The organism is Mesorhizobium sp. LjNodule214 (assembly GCF_964252735.1).
Taxonomy (GTDB): Bacteria; Pseudomonadota; Alphaproteobacteria; order Rhizobiales; family Rhizobiaceae; genus Mesorhizobium.
In genome coordinates this window covers 2,241,007-2,261,368 of the sequence record NZ_CAXUPE020000001.1, presented here as the reverse complement: position 1 = coordinate 2,261,368, position 20,362 = coordinate 2,241,007, and the positions used below count along the sequence as shown (strand labels likewise).

General features: G+C 60.9%; 14 protein-coding genes. 6 read left to right on the top strand and 8 right to left on the bottom strand.

Going from position 1 to position 20,362, the window contains the following annotated elements:
* Window positions 1–9 precede the first annotated feature (9 nt).
* Together ACSQ3Z_RS10585 and ACSQ3Z_RS10580 are read right to left on the bottom strand one after the other, a co-directional pair.
* The gene (locus tag ACSQ3Z_RS10585; RefSeq protein ID WP_436171216.1) at window positions 10–888 is read right to left on the bottom strand and encodes a hypothetical protein; all 879 of its coding nucleotides are present in this window, start codon (window positions 886–888) and stop codon (window positions 10–12) included.
* Window positions 875–3,991 (bottom strand): efflux RND transporter permease subunit, encoded by a 3,117-nt coding sequence (locus ACSQ3Z_RS10580; protein WP_436171215.1) that lies wholly within the window; start codon window positions 3,989–3,991, stop codon window positions 875–877. The genes ACSQ3Z_RS10585 and ACSQ3Z_RS10580 overlap by 14 nt, the downstream gene beginning before the upstream one ends.
* Before the next feature lie 791 nt (window positions 3,992–4,782).
* Between ACSQ3Z_RS10580 and ACSQ3Z_RS10575 the strand changes: the two genes are divergently transcribed.
* The 6 genes from ACSQ3Z_RS10575 to ACSQ3Z_RS10550 all read left to right on the top strand — a co-directional run bounded on the left by ACSQ3Z_RS10575 (window position 4,783) and on the right by ACSQ3Z_RS10550 (window position 10,980).
* The gene (locus ACSQ3Z_RS10575) at window positions 4,783–5,625 is read left to right on the top strand and encodes a hypothetical protein (protein ID WP_436171214.1); all 843 of its coding nucleotides are present in this window, start codon (window positions 4,783–4,785) and stop codon (window positions 5,623–5,625) included.
* 36 nt (window positions 5,626–5,661) lie between these two features.
* A complete protein-coding gene (locus ACSQ3Z_RS10570) occupies window positions 5,662–6,681 on the top strand; it encodes an ABC transporter ATP-binding protein (protein ID WP_436171213.1) in 1,020 nt (339 codons plus the stop codon).
* On the top strand, window positions 6,678–7,544 hold the full coding sequence (locus ACSQ3Z_RS10565) for an ABC transporter permease (RefSeq protein ID WP_436171212.1): 867 nt from the start codon (window positions 6,678–6,680) through the stop codon (window positions 7,542–7,544). The genes ACSQ3Z_RS10570 and ACSQ3Z_RS10565 overlap by 4 nt, the downstream gene beginning before the upstream one ends.
* The gene (locus ACSQ3Z_RS10560; protein WP_436171211.1) at window positions 7,541–8,986 is read left to right on the top strand and encodes an ABC transporter permease subunit; all 1,446 of its coding nucleotides are present in this window, start codon (window positions 7,541–7,543) and stop codon (window positions 8,984–8,986) included. The genes ACSQ3Z_RS10565 and ACSQ3Z_RS10560 overlap by 4 nt, the downstream gene beginning before the upstream one ends.
* Before the next feature lie 102 nt (window positions 8,987–9,088).
* A complete protein-coding gene (locus ACSQ3Z_RS10555) occupies window positions 9,089–9,370 on the top strand; it encodes a GlsB/YeaQ/YmgE family stress response membrane protein (protein ID WP_436171210.1) in 282 nt (93 codons plus the stop codon).
* 545 nt (window positions 9,371–9,915) lie between these two features.
* On the top strand, window positions 9,916–10,980 hold the full coding sequence (locus ACSQ3Z_RS10550) for a hypothetical protein (protein WP_436171209.1): 1,065 nt from the start codon (window positions 9,916–9,918) through the stop codon (window positions 10,978–10,980).
* A 93-nt stretch (window positions 10,981–11,073) separates the two neighbouring features.
* On the opposite strand, the gene ACSQ3Z_RS10545 is transcribed toward ACSQ3Z_RS10550, so the two are convergent.
* The 6 genes from ACSQ3Z_RS10545 to ACSQ3Z_RS10520 form a co-directional block, all read right to left on the bottom strand.
* Complete coding sequence (locus ACSQ3Z_RS10545) at window positions 11,074–11,538, bottom strand: hypothetical protein (RefSeq protein ID WP_436171208.1); 465 nt, start codon at window positions 11,536–11,538, stop codon at window positions 11,074–11,076.
* Between the two features lie 869 nt (window positions 11,539–12,407).
* Complete coding sequence (locus ACSQ3Z_RS10540; RefSeq protein WP_436171207.1) at window positions 12,408–13,211, bottom strand: efflux RND transporter periplasmic adaptor subunit; 804 nt, start codon at window positions 13,209–13,211, stop codon at window positions 12,408–12,410.
* Between the two features lie 49 nt (window positions 13,212–13,260).
* Window positions 13,261–15,249 carry a prepilin peptidase gene (locus ACSQ3Z_RS10535; protein WP_436171206.1) on the bottom strand — a complete coding sequence of 663 codons (1,989 nt, stop codon included), beginning with the start codon at window positions 15,247–15,249 and terminating at the stop codon, window positions 13,261–13,263.
* Between the two features lie 45 nt (window positions 15,250–15,294).
* Window positions 15,295–16,143, bottom strand: a complete 849-nt coding sequence (locus ACSQ3Z_RS10530; protein WP_436171205.1) for a SapC family protein — start codon at window positions 16,141–16,143, stop codon at window positions 15,295–15,297.
* 191 nt (window positions 16,144–16,334) lie between these two features.
* Entirely contained in the window at window positions 16,335–18,482 is a 2,148-nt protein-coding gene (locus ACSQ3Z_RS10525) for a peptidase M50 (RefSeq protein WP_436171204.1), read from the bottom strand.
* 2 nt (window positions 18,483–18,484) lie between these two features.
* Window positions 18,485–20,320, bottom strand: a complete 1,836-nt coding sequence (locus tag ACSQ3Z_RS10520; protein WP_436171203.1) for an HlyD family efflux transporter periplasmic adaptor subunit — start codon at window positions 20,318–20,320, stop codon at window positions 18,485–18,487.
* Between the last annotated feature and the right edge of the window lie 42 nt (window positions 20,321–20,362).

Here is a 20,362-nt window from a genome sequence, read left to right as displayed (position 1 = left end):
CACGCCCGCTCAGTGCCCACCAACCTTCAGTTCGACCCCCATGAGCTCGACCGCCCCGACCGACACGACCATCGTACCGCGCGCTGGTCCGTCCGACAGAACCGCAATGTCGCCGAGGACACGCTCGACAACCACCTTCTGGCGAACGAAGACGAGCGGCTCCGGATTGGAGTAGAGCCAGCTGTCTCCATGCTCGTCGTAGATGACCGACGAGTAGGGCACGACCTTCGCCATCCTGTCGCTCTCCGGCGCCTTCATGGCCACTAACACCTGATCGCCGGGCTTGGCGCCGCCGCTTGCCTCGAGGAATTCGAAGAACCGCCCGTCGTCCCGGTCCTTCACCTCGACCGGCCGCGCCTTGTAATATTTGCCGGAGCGGCCCTCGCCGGTCAGCAGCACGACAACCAGACCGTCCTTATCCTCGTCGGCCGGGTTATCGACGCCGAAAAACTCGGCAAACTCGTCATGCTCGCGGCTCTCGCCTTCTTCATCCTCTTCGACGACAACTGCGATCAACATCTGGCTCGCCGCATTCACAGGCACCCTGATCAGCGATTGCATGGCTTGGTCGCTTGCACCGACTGGCGCGATTGAAGCCGTCTCGGTAAATGCCTTCACCAACGGCTCGCCGATCGCGATCTCGACCTCACCGTTCATCATCGTCCACCGCTTCGCCATCTCCTCCCGCAACGCTTCGGTCTGGATGCTCAGCCGCTTGGCGGCCTGTTCAGTCAGAACCACCCGTGGAAATGGGGAACCTGCGACCTCCTCCAGCCGGGCAGGACCACTTGCGGGCGACTCCGCGGTCGCAAAGGGTGCCATGGCCACCACGACGAAGACCACACCGGCGACGGCGGATGACGTGAGAAAAAGCTTATTGCGGGGCATGCGCAACTCCTCCCAGGTGTCGTGAAACCGGGCTGGCAGCGGAATGGAGCAACAGGGCCGGCAGGACGAACAGATTGATCAGGACTGAAATGACTGCGCCTGCGATCACGACCCAGGCCATTGGATGCAGGATCTCCAGACCGGTGACGCTGCCCATGACAAGCGCGGGAAGGAAGGCGAGGCAGGTGATCAGCGTGCTCGTCAGCACAGGCGCGAAGCGCTCACGCGCGGCCGCCGTCACCAGGTCCGGCCAGGATCCGCCACCCTCTTGCTCGCTGGTCTGATCGACGCGGCTGGCCAAAACCAGACCGTTGCGAAGCGCAAGCCCGAGGACGGCGAGGAGCCCGGCAAGCGCCCCAAGCGAAACAGTGCCTGTCACCGCCAGGAGGATCACCGCGACGCCACCCGACACTGCCATCAGTGAAAGGAACATGCCGGTTGCCAGCCGCCAGCTTTGCAGCGCCGCCTGCAGCAGGAAGAAGATCAGGATCGCCGCCGACGCTGCAAAGAGCTCCACCTGCAGCATGGCTGCACGGCTCTCGGCATAGTCGCCTCGAACATAGGCATGGTATTCGAAGGGGAACTGCACCTTCTTGAGTCCAGCCGCCACGTCTTCCGCCACCGCCGTGACGCTGCGGCCCGCGACGCTCGCGTGAACGTCGATGCTGCGCGTGACGCCTTCACGCTCGATGGTGCGCAACTGCGGAACCACCCGCACCTCGGCGACATCGCCAAGGCGTGCATACGGGCCATCAGGCGTTTCGATCACAAGATTCTCGACGTCGGTGATGCTGCTGCGTGCGGTGGGAGCACCCCAAACGACCACGTCGAAGACCTTTTGCTGCTCGAAGAGATTGCCAACCTCGAGCCCGGCGAAGACCGTAGCTGCCGCGCGCCGGATGTCGCCCGGTTTCAGTCCACGTGCAGCCGCCTTCGCAACGTCGACCGCGACCTCGATTTCGGGCGAAACAGCGTTCTTGTCGATACGTACGGAGTTGACGCCGTCAATGCCAGCGATCGTCGCCGCAACGAGCTTTGCCTGCTCTTCAAGCACAGTCGTTTCGATCCCCTCGATGCGGACCACCACTGGTTCGCCGGCGTCGGCGAAGAACCGCCCAGCCGTACTGGCCAGATAGCCTTCAACCTTCACGTCGAGGTGCGCGAAGCCTGCCATCGTGTCGCGGATTCGCGACAGCGTGGCGGCCCGGTCCACCCGCTCGTCGAGGCCAACCCAGAGCTGCCCGGATTCGATGCCGGAGACCTGGTCGCCCGTAATGGCCCGGCCGTGATGGCCAGCGACAGAGCTAACTCCGTCGATTGCGCGGACTTCGGATTCCAGCTGCGCCATCGTCCGGGTCATGGCGGGCAAGGATGCACCCGGCGCGGCCTCGAACGAAACGCGGACGGTGCCTTCGTCAAAAGATGGCGACGGCGACCACTTCAGGAAGGGCGTTGCCGCGAGTAGCGCCAACGCACCGAGACCGGCGATGGCATAGGCAGGACGGGCCGTTGCCGAGAACTTCGCCAGCTGCCGGCCGTAGGCCGCACCGAACAGCCGCGCCACCACGGGTTCGGATCTGGTTCCTGCTGCGCTGCCCGAGCGGAGGAAAACCATCGCGAGGGCGGGCGCTCCCAGGAGCACCACGACCGAGGCAGCGGCCACCGTTAGGCCATAAGCCTGGGCCAGTGGGCGGAAGAATGCCGCGGCTTCGCCGTCGAGTCCGAGAATCGGAGCGACCGCCAGCAGACCGATCACCAATGCATAGATCATCGGCTTGCGGATCTCGCCGATCGCATCGAATACGGCCGCGGCGAGCGGACGACCGCCACCGGCGGCGCGGAGGCGCCGCGCGATGGCCTCGGCAGCCACGACGGCGGTGTCGACCACGAGGGAAAGCGCGGCCGCGAGGCCGGCCAGGTGGATCAGGTTGAAGGTGGGGCTGCCGAGATAGAGCGCCACAAATGCCGCGACATACGACAGGACGATCGCGACGACGGCGATGCTCGCCGCGCCGACCGGCGTCAAGGACAGGAAGACGGCTACGGACAGCAACACCGCGGCGGCGATCAGCATCCGGGCCAGATTGGCGAAGGCGCTGTCGACGTAGTCGGAGGCGCGGTAGAGGGAGGAGTCGATATCGATGCCCGGCATGCCTTGGCCCAACTCCGCGAGCGCGGCTTCGACCCCCGCTGCGACCGCCCTGGCGTCGACGTTGGGAAGCTTCTCGACAACGAGAATGAGGCCAGGCCCTCCGTTGATAATGGCATCACCGATCAGAGGCGGATGGCCTTCGACGACGTCGGCGACGTCGCTGAGCTTGAGAGCGGAGGACGCGACAGCGACCTTCGTCAGATCGCTGGCCTTGCTGATCGGTTGCACATGCTGGATGCCGAGCCTCTGGTTCGGCGTGTCGATCCAGCCTCCGCTTCCGAGTACTGACGCTTCGAGATAAGTCAGCGGCGAGACCCAGAGCGAATCCCCGGCGCTCTCTATGGCTTCCTCGAGCGAGATGCCGGCCGACTCCAGGCGTTGAGGTTCGATTTGCACCTGGAGCTGGCGAGCGCGCTGGCCCCAGATCGCGACGTTGGCGACGCCCGGTACGCTGAGCAGCTTCGGCGTCATCGTCCACCGGGCGAGCACCGACATGTCGATCAGCGACACGGTCTTCGACGACAGTCCGACGATCATGGCCCGGCCTACCGCCGACTTCGGCTGCAGCATGGCGGGTGGCTTCGAAACATTGGGCAGGGCCCAAGCCATCGTAAGACGCTCCTGCACCATTTGCCGGGCCTTCATCGGATCCATGCCGGGCTCGAAGGTGAGCAACACCGAAGTCATCCCCGGTACCGACTTGGAATGAATCGACTTGAGGAAGGGCGTCGCGGTCAGAATCTCCTCGAGATTGATGGTCACCAGGCTTTCCACTTCGCCTGTCGACAAGCCGAGCGCCTCGGTCTGCACCTCCACGATCGGCGCCCCGAACTCGGGAAGAGCATCGATTTTGGCTTTGGGAAGCAGGACGGCACCCACCGCTAGCAAGAGCACCGCGGCTGCCAGGACCAGATGCCGAAATTCGAGACTCAGCTTGACGAGCGTTTGCAACACGGCAACACCCCGCGGTTCGGCAGTGCGCGAAAGCGACTGCTACAGATCAGAGACAGTACAACAACGTATCATGCGGAAACGCGTCGCATAATTACTTCATATTGCAGGCACTTTTGCCGTATTTTCGGCAGCCGCAAACTTTCGGAGTAGAGAAATGGCATGCCAATAGAGGTAGCGTTCATTGCAAAATCAGAATGAGAGCGTCTCAGGGTTGAATATTGTTCCACAACGCGCAGCGGTTGCATGGGTGCGTCTGTTTCCAGCAATGACTGGACGCGCCATGGCGCAACCTGCTTCGGTCCGGCAGACGGGCGTAAACGCGCCGCCAACAGTCGGCCTCAACAGTCGGCGTCTGCGAGCGATAGTCGAGAACCACGCCTGCCACGGAGACTCTCGCTATCGACACGGTGCCCTCAGCAGTTGTACGCGCTGATGCCGTCACTCACGCTTCAGCCCTTCTCGGCCTGGTGCGAGTGGATCGCCGGCTTCAAGGCTCCCATTCGGATAGCTTTTGGTTACTGCATCAGCGGCGGCGGAAGCCATGCCGACCTTTGGCGTAGCCCTTCCTCCATTAGGATACAAAGATGCAGTTTAATAGGCGTACTTGTTGCATATAACATATTGAACCAAAAAGGGTTATTCTATTTTCTCGATTTTCTTGCCTGCGGCTCCTGGCGTGCCCATGCGCACGCCAAGTCGCGCGAACGGCGAGCGTCCAAGATTTAGCTAGTCCCAAGATTCAACGCGACTTGAGCAGGAAAACAGGGGCGAGGATAGGAGCATCTGAAATGAAGCGAGTCCAACTCGGCGGCGTTATTGGCGCAGCGCTTTTTGTGATGTCGCCGCTCATTGGCTACGGCCAAGCCTCTGACCCGATATTCGCAGACTTTGACCCAAAAAACTTCGATGACTTGGCGAAGGTTGACAACAAGTTACTCCCTTTGACACCCGGCAAGAAACTTGTCCTGGAAGGAAAAGCGATTGATGTCGAGGGTGATGAAGAAACCCACCGCATCGAACTCCACATAACTGGGTTAACCAAGAAGATTGGCGGCGTCAGAACTGTCGTTGTCTTTACGAACGACTATGCGGATGACGAGCTGGTGGAGTCGGAGATTTCATTCTTCGCGCAGGACAAGATGGGCAACGTCTGGTTCTTCGGTGAGTATCCAGAAGAATACGAGAGCGAAGTATTCGTCGCCGCGAAACCGTGGATCCATGGATTCGCGGATGCCAAGGCCGGCCTCTACATGAAAGCAAATCCGACCGTTGGAGAGGGCAGCCACTATCTGGGTTGGGGGCCTGCGGTCGAGTGGAACGACTTTGCGAAGGTCAAGGAGGTCGGCCAGGAAAACTGCGTCCCCGTTGCCTGCTATAAGGATGTTGTGATCATCGACGAGAGCAGTCTGACCGAAAAAGGCGCCTTCCAAGTGAAGTACTACGCACCAGGGGTCGGCAACTTCCGCGTCGGATGGAAGGGTGACGACGCCGCGAAAGAGGAGTTGGAACTCGTTGATTTCGTGCAACTAGACGCTGACGCGCTGGCGAAGTTGAACGCCGGGGCATTGGCATTGGAGAAGCATGCCTACGAAATCAGCGAGGTCTATAAGCAGACATTGCCGGCGGAGTAGAAACAAATCCAATATAAAAAGGGGAAAGGGCCCCCGATGAACGTTCAGAGTGAAGCCGCGAGAGTCCCGCCGCCGGTACTGATAGCACAAGATCTGTGTAAGTCCTACGGTTCTCGGAAGGCGCTCCGCGGACTGTCGTTCTCCCTGCAGGCCGGGCGAGTTCTGGGTTTTCTTGGTCCCAACGGTGCGGGAAAAACGACAACAATCCGTATCCTGACGACGATTCTAACACCTTCGTCGGGCGACTTCTCTGTGGACGGCATCAGTTCCAAGTATCCGGAGAAGATCCGCCGGACTATCGGCGTTCTGCCGGAAGGGTTGGGGTTTCCCAAGGGCGTTACTGCTGTCGAGTACTTGACGTACTTTGGTCAGCTTTACGGGCGATCCGCGGCTGAGGCGCGCAGGATCGGTCTGGCGTATCTGAGAGACATGGGACTACAGAACAGGGCGGACGCCGCAATCGGCACCTTTAGCCGCGGCATGCGGCAAAGGCTGGGGATCGCACGAGCGCTCGTCAATGACCCAAAGGTTGTCTTTCTCGATGAACCCACCTTGGGCCTAGACCCTCGAGGACAGCAGGAGCTGCTTGGCATCATTCTCCAGATCGCGCGTGAGCGTAACGCGGGCGTCGTGGTGTGCAGCCACCTTTTGTCGGAGATCGAAGGCATCTGTGACGACGTGATCATCATGAACGCGGGGCAGATCGTTGCCAATGGGACCGTCGCAGAAGTCACCGGACGAACCCAGCAGAATGCAGTCGGGCGCGACACGGTCCAGCTCCGGGTGCGTGTGCCGCCGGGGTCGGTTGCGCAAGCCCAGCAAGTCCTGGACACGCTGCCGAACGTCAAGCGGGCAATCCCTACAGACAAGATAGCCGGCTCGCTGGCGATAGCATTGGCGGACCCGGGCAACGGAACCTCGTCAGCAGATCATCTCGGCAAGAACAGGGTCCTGGAGGCTCTCATTCGTGCCGAAATTCCTATCCTCGGCTTCGAGGTCGAAGGCGGCCGCTTACAAGATGTCTTCCTTCAGTTGACCGAAGGAGCAATCGAATGAGCGACCGACGACGATCGAAGGGCGGCGAGACAGAACCATCAGTCGCGGCACCGTCCGTTTGGTGGCTGGTCCTCAAACAGGAATTGATCGAGTTATGGCTTGGGCAGCGCGTGCTCAACCTGCTCATCCTGTTTAGTGTCCTGATGTCGATCACCGCGCTTCTCGTGGCAACCAACAATGAGGTGCAACTGCTACCGCTGAGCGAAACGGTCCTGGTGGCGCTTACGGCGGCCATCACGTTTGGCCTGTTCAATGGTCTCATCGTCTCCGCTGAGAGCATCACCGGCGAGCGCGAACGCGCAACCCTGGAAGCGCTCCTCCTCACACCGGCAAGTCGCCAGCACATCATCCTCGGGAAGTTCCTGGCTGCGCTGTCACTGTGGCCCGTGACCCTTCTCCTCTCCATCCCCTACATTGCCGTCCTGTCTCGAAGTGAACCGGTCTTGGGGCAGGCTCTGTTCTGGGGTGCGATTGTGGGCAGCCTGCTGGCAGTCGCCTTCACGGGCTTTGGGATGCTGCTCAGCATGTGGTCAAGCTCGAGCAGGATCAGCCTGGCTGTGAGCCTGCTGGCCTATGTTTTTGCACTCGTTCCGGCTCAACTTCCCTCCGAATTCCAGGTCACTCCGCTCGGTGTCCTTGTCGCGACAACGAACCCGCTGGAGGCCTCGCGTCAATTCTTGAAAAGGACGCTTGTGGAAAGTCAACCTCTGGGCGAAGTGTGGTTTTACCTGGCTGCTCCAATAATATTCATTGCCCTGCTTCTTGGCGTCCTTCTTCTATATGCCGCCCCACGTCTTAGCCTGGAGGGAGGAAGAGCAGGCATGAACTGGCGGATTTGGCGCCCTGCAGAGGAAATCAAATGAGCAACCAAAGCGTGAGCAATTCTCAGGCGCAGCGATCGGGCAAGTCGGGCCCGGCGTCGCCAGTGTGGTGGCTGGTGCTGAAGCAGGAATTCACCGACCTATGGATGGGAGGGCGAGTGTTTGTCCTTCTCATTATCTTCAGTCTTCTGATGTCAATCACAAGCGTCCTGAATGAAGTCGAAAGTGAGTTGAGTCTGATTCCTCCGGCCGAGATGGTATTCTTGACCCTGGTGGGCAGCCTTTCATTCGGCTTGCTCATTGGCTTGATCCTTGGCGCAGACAGCATCAGCGGCGAGCGCGACCGTGTAACCCTCGAAGCGTTGCTGCTAACGCCGGCAAGCCGCCGACAGATCGTTCTCGGCAAGTTCCTGGCTGCGCTGTCACCCTGGCCCGTGGCGCTGCTCCTTTCGATTCCCTATATGGCCGTACTGTCCCGGGGACACGAGACTTTCGGTCAGGGGGTCGTCGTTGGCGCCCTCTTGGGGACGGTACTGGCAGCCGCGTTCACCGCGTTTGGTATGCTGACGAGCATCTGGTCGAAGTCAAACAAGGTGAGCCTGCTGGTGTGCCTGCTCGTCTATGTCATCTTCCTCATCCCGACGCAATTTCCGGGCGGCGCCCATAAGGGAGACTGGGGTTACTTTGTTCAGAAATTGAACCCGATACAAGGCACCAGCGGGTTCATTGAGAAGTTTCTGGTGAATAATCGGACTTTGGCAGAAATGTCAGATTACCTTGTGGCCGCCACGGTCTCCTCCGTCGTTGTTCTTGGACTGCTTTTCCTGTATGCCGCACCGCGTCTTAATCTTGAGGGCGGGATGCCGCCCTTAACCTCGCGCAAGAGCAAGCGTGCTGCGAGTTCGCTAACGAGCACTGGCGCGGCGCTTCTCCTTGCGCTGCCGCTGGTGATGGCTGCACAGACAGCACCTGCCACAGACATTGATCAAGACCTGCGGATAACCGTCGACTTGGGCTACAAGACTGTCAATGCGGGCGGCCAGATCGAATTCAAAACAGTCGCGACCAATCACGGTGCGGAGAAGTCTCCCCCGTTGAACATGGCGATGAACATTGTCCTGGTCGGCAAGGGAGACCCGGTGGACCCGGAGGACTGGTCGCCACAGCGGACGCAACAGGTAGAGTCGCTTGCGCCGGGTGAATCGGTCGAACAGTCCTGGGCCGTCGAGGCGATTCTGGCAGGCGAGTACATAGTGTACCTGACGATCATCCCCAAACCCAAGGGTCCGGAGGCCACAAGCCAGCCTGTTTCCAGCCCGGGCATCCACCTGACGGTAAGGCCGTTTGCCAATACCAATCCCGGCGGCGTACTGCCAGTTGCCATAGGTATGCCGCTCGGGCTGATCGCGGTATCCTTGCTGTCGCGCAGAAGCAAACGCTGGCGCCGGGCAACCAACGCCGATGGTTCCAAGACCAATGCATGACTCGTTGCTCAGGTCGCGGCCAAGAAAGCGGGGCACACAGGCGATCGCAACCTGGCTACGCACCAGCGGCGAACGGCAATTTCCCGAATATAGGAGCAACCCATGGAATTCCTTCTCAGCATAGACTCCGTCATTTGCCTGATTACTGGTGCCATAATTGGTGGGCTGTCCGGGAAAGTCATGAAGGGGCTGGGTTTGACTGGCAATATTCTGGTCGGCCTGGTGGGCGGGCTCATCGGCGGGTTGGCCTTTGACAGGCTCGACGTTATCGATGTGGGTGATATGGCCGATCCGGCGCTTGCAGGGCTGGTGGGGTCGGTCATTTTGCTGGCGATTGTTGGCGTAGTTCAACGCTCCCGCGGCGTGAACGGCGAAGCCGCGTGAAGCGCCTCCTGCCCGCCTGAGGGGACTGCGGGCAGAACAACGAGCAGACCCCAATCGTCGTTTGATCGGTTCAGGATGTACCGAGCCTCGGATACCGTTCCGGATGTTCATCCGAACGGCCGCGGGCAGCGGATTGGTGTTCTTCTTTATCTCTTTTCGGTAGCATGAGCGGCCATGCAGATATTGATTCGAGGAAGGCGAGCCGAAGATCGCCGAATTGCTGCACCGACGGTCCTCGACGAACTGTATCGAGCCGAGATCGTCCGGATGGCGAAGAGAGATGCGGCCGACACGTCGCGTTTGCGAGGGACAAATTGACCAACTCCCACTTGCCGCCGCAGAATTCCCGGGTATCATCGGCGCGTGGTGCGTCTAACGGGGGCTCGTCGGCCATTCGCCTTCTTATCTTAACTCTCTGCGGCATAGGGCTGCTCTCCTCATCGGCTTCGGTACTGGCCCAGAATCAGAAGCGGGCTCTGGCCGAAGAAACGATACCGGCTCTGGCCGAAGAATGCGCTGCGCCCTGCGCGGGGTACGAGGCTACAGTGGAGCTCCAGAACGACTGGATATTTGGCGCAGATCCGTCTTTCCTGAGATCCGACGTGTTGCAACCGACGGTCGAGATCGATCTTTTCTACGCGCCGACGGATTACCTTCGTTTCGTGAGTGCCATCATTACCGAGCCTGTGGTCGACCCGGAACCCGGCGAGAATGCAGTCTTTCAGGGGATCGGCACATATGTCGGCGAACTCTACGCTGTCGCTAAAGCCGACCCGTTCACTGCAAGGATCGGAAAGTTCGACACGGTCTTCAGCCTTGCCAGCGAAGTCCTGCCGGGGGTGAGCTCCACGGACCTGGCATCGGCTTTCGACGCTGACGAACGTCTGGGTGGCGAGGCTGTCGTTGGCTTCGACGGTTTTGGGCTGAACCATGCCCTGGCCGCGACGGCGTTCACAACCGATCGTACGATCCTCAGCGAGTCGCTGTTTACCAACCGCGGACGGGCCACGCTGGCGGATGGCGGCGCCGGCAACACCACCGGTTTGTCCTCATTCGCGGTTACCCTTGATGGCTGCAAAGGCGCGGAAAAGCCCGATTGCTACCAGGACGGTGAATTTGGCTATCGCCTTGGCATTCGATACCAGAAGGCCGGGCTGTCCCCCGACACAGGCGAGGAAGAAGAAGAAGAGGAACCGCAGCCAGCGCATGGCAACGAATTGGCCTACCTTGCTGCCGCCACCAGGAATTTCGACCTCAACGGGATGACACTGAGGGTTCTCGGCGAATCGGCCTACCTCAAGCATTTCGACAGCGGTCCGGACGACGCTCTGCTTCTTACCGGGTCTGTCGCGCTCGACGTGGAACCTTTCACCTACGTAGCCACCTACACGCAGCAGAGGAACTTTGTCGCCGAAGGTCCAGATACGCGCGAGCACCTGGCGGATTTCGAAATGATCTATACGTCCGGAGAAAACACGCCGTTCGACCGGGCGAAATGGAACGTCGCTACCGCCTACACCTTCGCGCAGAATGCCGAAGACGAGAGAACGCACACTTTCAGCGTGCGCGCGACACTCGATTTCGGCGGAGATGTGGAGTTCGGCAGGTAGGCTCCGATAGTCTGGATGTCCGCTGCTTCCTTCCCTCAGGCTGATTGAAGAGAACGTTACGTCAACGACCCTTCAGCGCAAGGGCTTCGTCCATCAGCCCTTCACTTCATTTCCGTCCGGATCGAAAACGGGCTGAACGTTCTTGCCCTTGTAGCGTATCTGGAACTCGTAGCTCACCTTGCCGTCGCGCATCAGTTTCTCCGCAAGCTTGATCTTTCCGCCTGCGAATTTCGTATCGACGGCCGCACGCACCGGCTGAGGCACCGCTTCCATCGGAATTGATTCCTCGACGACGATGACCCTCCCGTCGCGATGGTAGAGCACATCGCGCATCATTGTGCCCTCGACGCTCGCGATCTCGAAGACCAGCTCTCCGTTTTCGTCCTCCTGGGCGCAGGCCTTGACCTTGGCATCGGGAAAATCCTTGTGGAACACGTCCCGCACCACCGACGGCACCTTCTTGCAGCTGATCGACTGTTCCTGCGCGGATGCGCCTGTAGACGCTGCCAGGAAAACGACGAGTCCGCCGAGTGCCAAACAGTAAAGGGTGGGTTTCATGGCGACCTCCTTGAATGCATTCGTTGAGTTTTCCAGCAGCTTCGCTGTCTCTCGCTTATGCGCAATGCATGCACGTTGCGTCTGCGACAGTTCCTGCCCGCCCGAACGCTATTTGGTCCAAAGCCGGCGCCCAGCCGGTACTCAGCCCTAGCTCGGAGCCATCATTATCTTGCAGGCGCCCGGCAGTCGCAATCGACCTTCCGCCCAGCCGCGATACCTCAAAGTTGGTAGGCGGAGCACGCGGGCCTGGGACGCGGCCGTTCTGCTACCGGTGCCCAGGCGTAATTTGGGACTTACCCAGTTGACGATGACGAACGGTGGCGGGTGCCGTATGTTGCTCACATCTAGAGAGCTTCGACGACTGTCAACTCGGATCCGCTGCTTCTATATGACGGCTATATGACGGCACTTGGCAACGGCCGTATCGCTGGCTGGCGAAAGGTGTTCGTGCACCGCTAGCCAGCGGCCAGTCAACGCGCGGGAAAACACAATTGTTGCCCAGTCAGCATCGCCATTTTGGAGCCTGGTATTCGCGCTGACCTGCTTTCCGGATTCATCGATCCGTTGATTGCCGCGCTAAGGAAGTTTCCAGAAATCTCGATTGACACACTGCTCAATGGTTCGATTGCCAAGCTCCGCGACGGGCGTAGGAGGCTTCTCCTCCGGCTCCGTCACGGAAGACTCGGTCCGCACTCTCGCTCTTTCGTAGGGGCGGCGATCCAGGCCTTGCGAGGACGGAAAACAGCAGAACCTTAAAGCGCAACCGCGCGCCGTCGTTGAGATTTGACAACCTCAGGCCGCATGGCATGGATCAACTTGGTGAGCCCGGAGCGTATGCGCGGCCGGCATTCAGCTGCGGTCGGAACCCTTCAGTTCGATTTGGCGTCGAATTCGACCTTGCATCGCTGGCCGGCGGGCAAACGGCTGCCGGCATTGGGCAGCATGATGCGCACGCCGAACGTCCTGCTGGCCGCGTCCAACACCCGGTCGATCACTTGAACTGTGCCGACATGGACTTCATCGCGCGGCTCGCTGACGGTTACCCGGACGGCGAGGCCGACGCTGAACTTGCTGTATTCGGTGTCGGCGACGAAGGCTTCGACGCTCAGCGGGTCGAGCTGTGCGATCGTGGCCAGTTGCCCGTCCTGATCGAGGTACTCGCCGGCATATAGCTTGCGCTCCATGACAATGCCGTCGATCGGACTGAGGATAACCTTCTGGCCCAGCACCGTTTTTGCCCGGGCGAGTTCCAGTTCGAGAATGCGCTTGCGCGTTTCGGCGAGCGCCAGTTCGCGTTTGGAGACCTCCATTTGCGCGATCGCTTCCTCGACGGCATCCCTGGAGGCGACGTTCAGGCCGGCCAACCGCTTGGAGCGGTCCATGCGGTTCAAGGCCAGTTGGTATCGTGTCTGCTGGGCCTCGATTTCCGACGTGTTGGCCGCCTGTTCGGACATCAAGTCGATAGTCGACAGCTCGGTGTTGGCATTCAGCCGGGCCAGGATTTGACCCTTTTTGACGATGTCGCCACGATCGATCAGCACCTCCTCCAGAAGGCCAGGCACAGTGCCGCCGACACCCACCACGATCGAAGGATTGACGACGCAATCGGATGCCGCCGCATGAGCTGCGCCGGCCAGAAACACGGCAGCGATGGAGAAGATAGGTCGCAGCATTTGACGTGCCTCCCTGCCCGCCGCGGCCTGTCCAGCCGCCGGCCCAAGTCTATTCGGATTTGCCTGAGAAGGCGAGCAGCACACCCAGTCGCCGGTCCTGGTCGAGCAGGTCCTTGCGCTCCGATGCATGCGCGCGTTCAGCGCGCATCTGCGCCACCCGAAACAGCGCAAGCGCGGCTCGGCGCCGGAACCAGCTTTGACGCCGGCTGGCCCACTCGACAAGGCGTGGCGGCGCGAGATCGAGGATCGGATCCTCCAGCGAAAGAATGTCCCGCGTTGACCCCCGGTCTCCCTTGCGCGCTGTCCGCCCTTCCATCTGCCGGTCGATCCGACGGGCATCGTGGCGCTCGCTCAGCACGACATGAAGCCCGCCCATTGCCAGCGCCTCCGGATCGACCTTGATGTCCACGCCGCGCCCGGCCATGTTGGTCGCGACGGTCACCGTTCCGACACGACCCGCGCCCGCGATGACATTCGCCTCGTCCTCGCTCTGCTCGGCATTCAGCACGGCATGCTCGATGCGGGCGCGGTCGAGACATGCGCTGAGTTCCTGCGAGGCAGAGACCGAACGCGTGCCGATCAGCACCGGCCGTCCGAGGGCCCGCATCGTCTCGACCTCCTGCACGATGCGGTTCCATTTCTCCTCGCGCGTCACGCACAGAATTGGCGCGAGCTTCGCGCGCCGGGGCGGCACATGGGTCGGTACTGCGAGAACCGACAGCCCGTAGACGGCGCCCAGTTCGCCTTTGACCTCGTAGGCAGTGCCGGACATCCCGGCGAGGCGCAGATAGCGGCGAAAAAAGCGCTGGTAGGTGATCCGCGCGGCGGTGCGTTTGCGCGGCGTCACCTTGCAGCCCTCCTTGAATTCGATCAATTGATGAAGGCCATCGCTCCATGTGCGGTCGGCCATGATGCGCCCGGTGAATTCGTCGACGATCTGAACGGTCTCGTCGGTGACCAGGTAGTGTTCGCCGCGTCGGAAAAGCAGCAACGCGGAGAGCGCTTGCCTGGCCGATTCCTCGCGTCGGAGGCGATTGCGCCAGAATCCGTCGGCCGCCTCGGCGCGCGTCCAGAGTCTATCCTTGCCGGCTTCCGTCAATTCGATGCGGCGCTGGTCCGGCATCAGCACGTAGTCGACATCCTGTTGCAGGTCTTCGATCAGACGAAACGTCTTTTCCGCCCAGTTGCGTTCGTCGATGGAATTGCTTTCCTGGGAGATAATCAGGGGCGTGCGCGCCTCATCGACCAGCGCGCTGTCGGCCTCGTCGACGATTGCCAGGTGCAGACCGCGCATGGCTGTCTGCGAATTCACACTGCCGGCCTGGCCGAAGCAGCCGAGCTTGCGGTGCAGCAGCCCGGTCCTTTGGCCAAGCGCCATGCGATCGCGCAGGTAATCGAACGCAACCTCTTTGTTGCTCGCATAGACAATGTCCGACGCATAGACTTGCGGTCGCCCTGCCCTGTCGCCGCTCTGGATCAGGCCCGTGGTCAGGCCGAGAAAGTCATAGACAGGCTTGAGCGTCGCAAGATCGCGTGCCGCCAGATAGTCGTTCACAGTTATGATGTGAACCGGCGTACCCGCCAGTGCCGCGGCCGATGCGGCAAGACCGGCGGTGATCGTCTTTCCCTCGCCTGTGGCCATCTCCGCCACCCGCCCGTCAAGCATTGCGAGGCCGCCCAGAATTTGAACGTTGTGGTGGCGCAGGCCGAGCTTGCGCCATGATATCTCGCGCACGATCGCGAAGCATCGTTCGATGTTCGCCTGGGTCAGGCCGCCGCGGCGCATCACCGGGCGGAACGCCGCGACCCGTTCGACAAGCTCGACTTCGGCTATGCCCGCATAATCACGTCCGAGTGCCTCGATGCGAGGCAGCGCGCGATACATCCGCCGGAGCCTTGCCCGCTCCCGTAACGGCGAGGCCACGCCAACCAGCCACTGGTCCAGCCAGTCGAGGAATTTCGGCGCCGGGTCTTCCCGCTCGGCGCCGAGATCGAGGGCCGGAAGCAGGACCCCGGCCGTTTGCCCGGCCGCAGTCAAGCTCCCACCCCAATACGCTCGAGTAACATCTCGGTCGTCACTTTGTTAAGCCTGCGGCAGCCTCACGTCCGCTTCGTCACCGCCCTTGCGCGCCGCCGATTTGCCGGATTCCCGTTTCGCCTTGGCAGAAGTCGCTTCTGGTGCCGGTTCCAATTTGTCCTCGACATCTGGGCCTGCGGCAGGCATCCGCTCCAGCATGTTGGCGAAGTGCCGCAAGGAGTGGAGGTGAAGATAGGTGCACTCCAATTCGTCATTTCCGAACATCGCTTGCAGGTCGGCGGCATCGATCGCCTTCAGCTTCTGCCGGTCGACCGTCATGAAGCCGGCTAGCGAACGGCGCTCGCCGCTGTTCAAATTGAACTGCGCCTGCATCGGCTGCAGCAGCCCGAGAGACTTCAGAAGATCGCAATATCGCTTGGTGCGCTGAAAGCGCGACTGATAATCCTGAAGGAAGCCGAGCACCTCTTTCAGGTAGCGCGTCTGCTGTCCGTCGCTGTCGAACAGGCGCTCGCCGCGGCCCTCCCGGTTGATGCCTTCAAAGCTCTCGTCGACGTTGAGGATGAATGTTCGGCCGCTGGCATCGGAGGAGAAGACGAACGGATAACGCCGCACGAACGCCGGAACATATTTGCCGCTCCAGTTGCCGGCATCGTCGACATAGAGGTTTTCGGTCTGCTTCACGCCAAGAATGACTGCCGGCATGATCGACTGTTCGGTGCCCGCGAAAACGATCGGATACTCCGCCGCTGCCTGCGCGAATTCGACAGCCGTCACCGGTACCGAGTTCACGTTGCGGGCGAAGGCGTAGGAGTGACCTGTCTTGATCGAAACATCCCTGTGACGGTCTGAGGTCACCGGCTTGGCGTCTTGATAGAAAAGAAGCTGAACAGTCATGATAACTCTCCTTGAGGTGGAAAACTCGGTTAATTTATCGTTTCCGCGCTATTCTCTACATTAATACTTGATCAGCAAGTATTGATCACATCACCGCGGCATCCGATTGTAAAGTGAAATGCGGCATTCAGCGCACTTCCCGGGCAGTTTAGTTAACTTCAACCACAGATTACTGACTCCGTTCATGAGGACTAGACCTGGTAAACGCGCAGGAACACCTGCCTGATCCAGCGATACGTACGCTCGTAAAGCGGCACGTTGCCGTGAAAAAAGCGGACGTAAATGCGCCCGCCGATGCGGTCGATCTTGCTTGGATTGGCCAGCGCCAATTCCAGATGCATCAAGTTGGCAAGCACCCGCTTCTGCGAAGGATCGGTCGGGTCGAGCGAAAACTCCCCACCGCCCACTGTGCTCAATGCGGCGTTCGGCAAAGTTGCGGTCAGCGAAGGTACCTCGCGTATGATCTTGGCAAGATGCGAAACCGAAGGGTCTTCGACGAAGCGCACGTCGACGAACGCCGTATGGTTGCGAACCAGGTCGGCGTCGCTTTCTGGGATCACGGCGCGCAATGTCGGCTGATCGAACCGCGTCACATAGGCCAACGTCTCGCCACGGCGCACGAACTTGCCGTCGAGATCCTTTGCCGAGGGAACGATCAGAGTCCCGCTTGCCTGCGCCCGTACCGTCAGCGCTTCGGCACGGTCGCGTGCGAGGACGAGGTCGGCGCGTGCCAGCCTGAGTTCCTCGGCCACCACTTTAGCGTCGACCTTGTTTGAGACATCGAGCTTTTCGAGGCGGCGCTCAAGCTCCCCAACCCTCAAATCCAGCAGGACAGTCCGCGCTTCCAGCAAAGGGTCTTCCAGCCGCAAGATCGGGGCGCCTCGCTCAATCCGGGCGCCGGGAGTTGCGACAATTTCCGTTACCACGCCATCGACACCGGCATTGACGACTCCGTCGCCCGGTAGCCAGACGACGCCCTGCGCGGCGGTCGCGTAAGGCAGCGGGACGACAAAGAATGGCATGGCTACCAGCGCGAGGCCGGCTGCAACGACGGCGAAGGCCCTCCCCCTCGTCCTTCGTAGTGATGGACTCGTGAACAGGAACCACAGCTGGCGCGCCAGCGGCACGCCAACCATCAGCACCAGCGCCCACCCAGCCATCATCATGCCGACGACAAAGAAACGCTGGCTGACCAATGTGACGATCGCCACCATAACGCCGATCCGGTAGAAGAACGCGGTGACGCCGTAGCTGAACAGCCAGAACTCTTCGCCTTGTGCGGTCGCCGGCGTTTCGGCGCTTTCGATGCCGAACAGATAACGCTGCACCAGATAGCCGAGATATTTGGTCGCGCGCTGACCAAGGTTCGGTATCTCGAGAATGTCGCTCAGAACGTAGTAACCGTCGAAGCGCAGCAGTGGATTGCCGTTGAACAGCAAGGTCGAAATGCCGCCGACGAGCATCACGTTGAATGCGAAGGCGCGCACCAGTCCGGGCTCGGCGTTCAGCCAGACCATCAGCGCCAGACAGGCCAACAGCCCCTCGACGATAATGCCTGCCGCACCCACCAAGGCGCGCTGCCACTTATCCCGGAATGCAAGGCTCTCCGACGCGTCGACATAGGGCACCGGCATGAATACGAGCAGCATCACGCCGATCTCGTGCACTTCGCCGCCCCAGCGTTTGACGGCGTAGGCATGCCCTAGTTCATGCAAAGCCTTGATGAAGGGATAAGCGATCAGGATCAGCACGATATTCTCGGCCGAGAGAACCCGGTCGGTTACGTCGCCGGTCAGCGCCTGCCAGTTCATCGCAGCAAGGAAAATCGAATAGGCAACCAGCGCGAGGAAGGCGACGCCGCCGAACCAGGATAGGAACGGCCGCACAAGCGGATAGGTCGCGTTCAGGAATTCGTCCGGATCGAACAGCCCGACGCGAATCGCCAGCGGATTGGCGAATTTCGACAGAAGTTTGCGGTTGTGCTGCTTGCTGGCGCGGTCGGCGATTTCCTCAATATCGGGCGGAATGTCGCCGAACAGCACATCTGAAGCGTGAAGCTGTCCCAAAAGACGGATCACCGCGTCTTGTGTAATGACCTTTTCGTCGAGGCGTTCGCAGGCGCTGTCCCACACTTCTTGCATGGTACGCCGGCCGGTCATCAGGCTGATGATAAAATAGGCCTCCGGCGTGAAACGATGGAAGCGGCCTGAGGTCCGGTCCTGCATCACATGCCAGACCTGGCCGCGGAAGATCGTGCGGTGGATGCTCACTTGGCTTCGCAGCCGCGGCTTCAATTGCGCGACACGATACCAGGACGAACTGAAATAGCTCCTGTCCATGGTCAGCCCGCCCAGCGCCAGAGGGTCAGGCGCAGCCAGTCGATCATCTTCTGGGTGTAGACGAAGAACAGCAGCCGTTCGTCCACATGGGTCTTGCTGACGCCCTCCATGCCGGGACGTAGCCGCTCGGGGGACCCGGTGAGCGAAGCCTCGACCATGAACGAGTTGCGGCCGTTGCCTTGTCGCGAGACAGAGGTGATCTGTTCGATCTTGTACGACAGCGGCTCCCTCGGCAACGCGCTGACCCGCAACTGGCCGGTCTGGCCGATCTTGATGTCTTCGATGTCGCTTTCGTCGACTTCCAGCACCACGCGGTAAGCATCGAGTGGCGCGATGTGAAACAATTCCTGGCCACGCTCGACCGCCGCGCCGACCGATTGTGACAGATCGCCGGCGACAATAAATCCGTCAAACGGCGCCACCAGGCGGGTGCGCCGCAGCTGTTCGTCGATCAGCGACAGCTGCGCGTCCGCCTGCTTGATCTGGGCCTCAATGATCTGGCTTTCGGCGCGCTCGCCTCGCGCCAGCGCGCGGTCAAATTCCGTTTCCTTCTGAGCCTTGGTGGTGACCAGCCGCAGCCGCTCGAAAGTCAGATCCTGATCGTCGAGCTGCGCCAGCACCTGATCCTTGTGCACCGTTTCGCCTGCCTTGGCGAATTCCGACAGAACATAGCCACTGAATGGGGCAACGATGGTTCGCTGCACCGAACCGCGAATGACCGCAGGCGCCGTTACCGCATAGGGCGAGATGGCGACGCTCAGATAGGCGGCTATCGCCACCGCGGCCAGCGTCGCAATCTTGCGCCCGATGAAGCGTGGGCCAAGCAGCCGCTTGATCTGGATCCAGCCCGCCTCGATCGCCTTGGTGAAGATTGTTCGGTCGTTGCGGCGTTTTTCCTCGAGTACCGGTCCGACCACGGCCGCAACTGCATCGCAAAGGTAGATTGTCTGCTGGTCAAAGCTCGCGTCGGCGGGCCGCAGGAAAGTGAGCGCGCCCGTCATCCGGCCGTTGCTCTGCAGCGGCACGGTCAGGGCAGCGCCGTTCTTGTGCTGGCGTGTCAAGGCTTCGTGCGCGATGCTAACCCGATATTCCTGACCCTCGCGCGGTGGCGCGACGACCACGGCCCGCTGGTCGATCGACTCGTCCATCGCCGCCGCGACGTCGCGCATGAAGCTGACCTTGCTGTCGAATGCTGCCGAGTGGGACACCGCCGCGACGCGCGTCCAGCGCCGGCGCATCACGCCAATGGCGACCGGGTCGCAATTCAGCCGCATCGCGAGTTCGGTGACGAGCGCAGTGCAGGCGCTCTTGTACCGCTTCTTCTCGATCACTGTCGCCAACATATCGAACGCAAAGCGGCTGCGCTGCGCTGCCTGTTCACTCTGATCGCTCATGCCGCGGCGCACATGCACTTCGACCCAGCCGCAAGCCCACTGGATCTTGCGCATGATGTCGGTGAAGGCAGCGTCGTTTCGCTTCACCGCAACGGCACAGGCTCCGAACAGATGCCCGTCGATGAGGATGGGGGACGCGATGATCTGTGTGTCGTCCGCCGGGCCCGATACACTGACGCCCTGACGCTTTCCTGTCGCCATTTCGGTGGCGGCGAGAAGTCCGCCGGCCGGCGACTGTGAGTTCGGCCATGCGGCGGCTAGCACATAAGGCCCGGCATCGGCTTCCCCGAGCACCAGGGCTGCTGCGGAGGCATCGGGTATCTGGCGGCACAGGAGGCCCAGCCATGCGCCGATGAACTCATCAGACGTCCCGGCAGTGCGGAAGCGTGTCCACAGCGCCTGGTCCAGAACGCTGTAACTGACGATGCCGGTATCATCCAGCATCCTACGAGTGTCACCGTCAAGGATGCTATCGGCCATGGACAC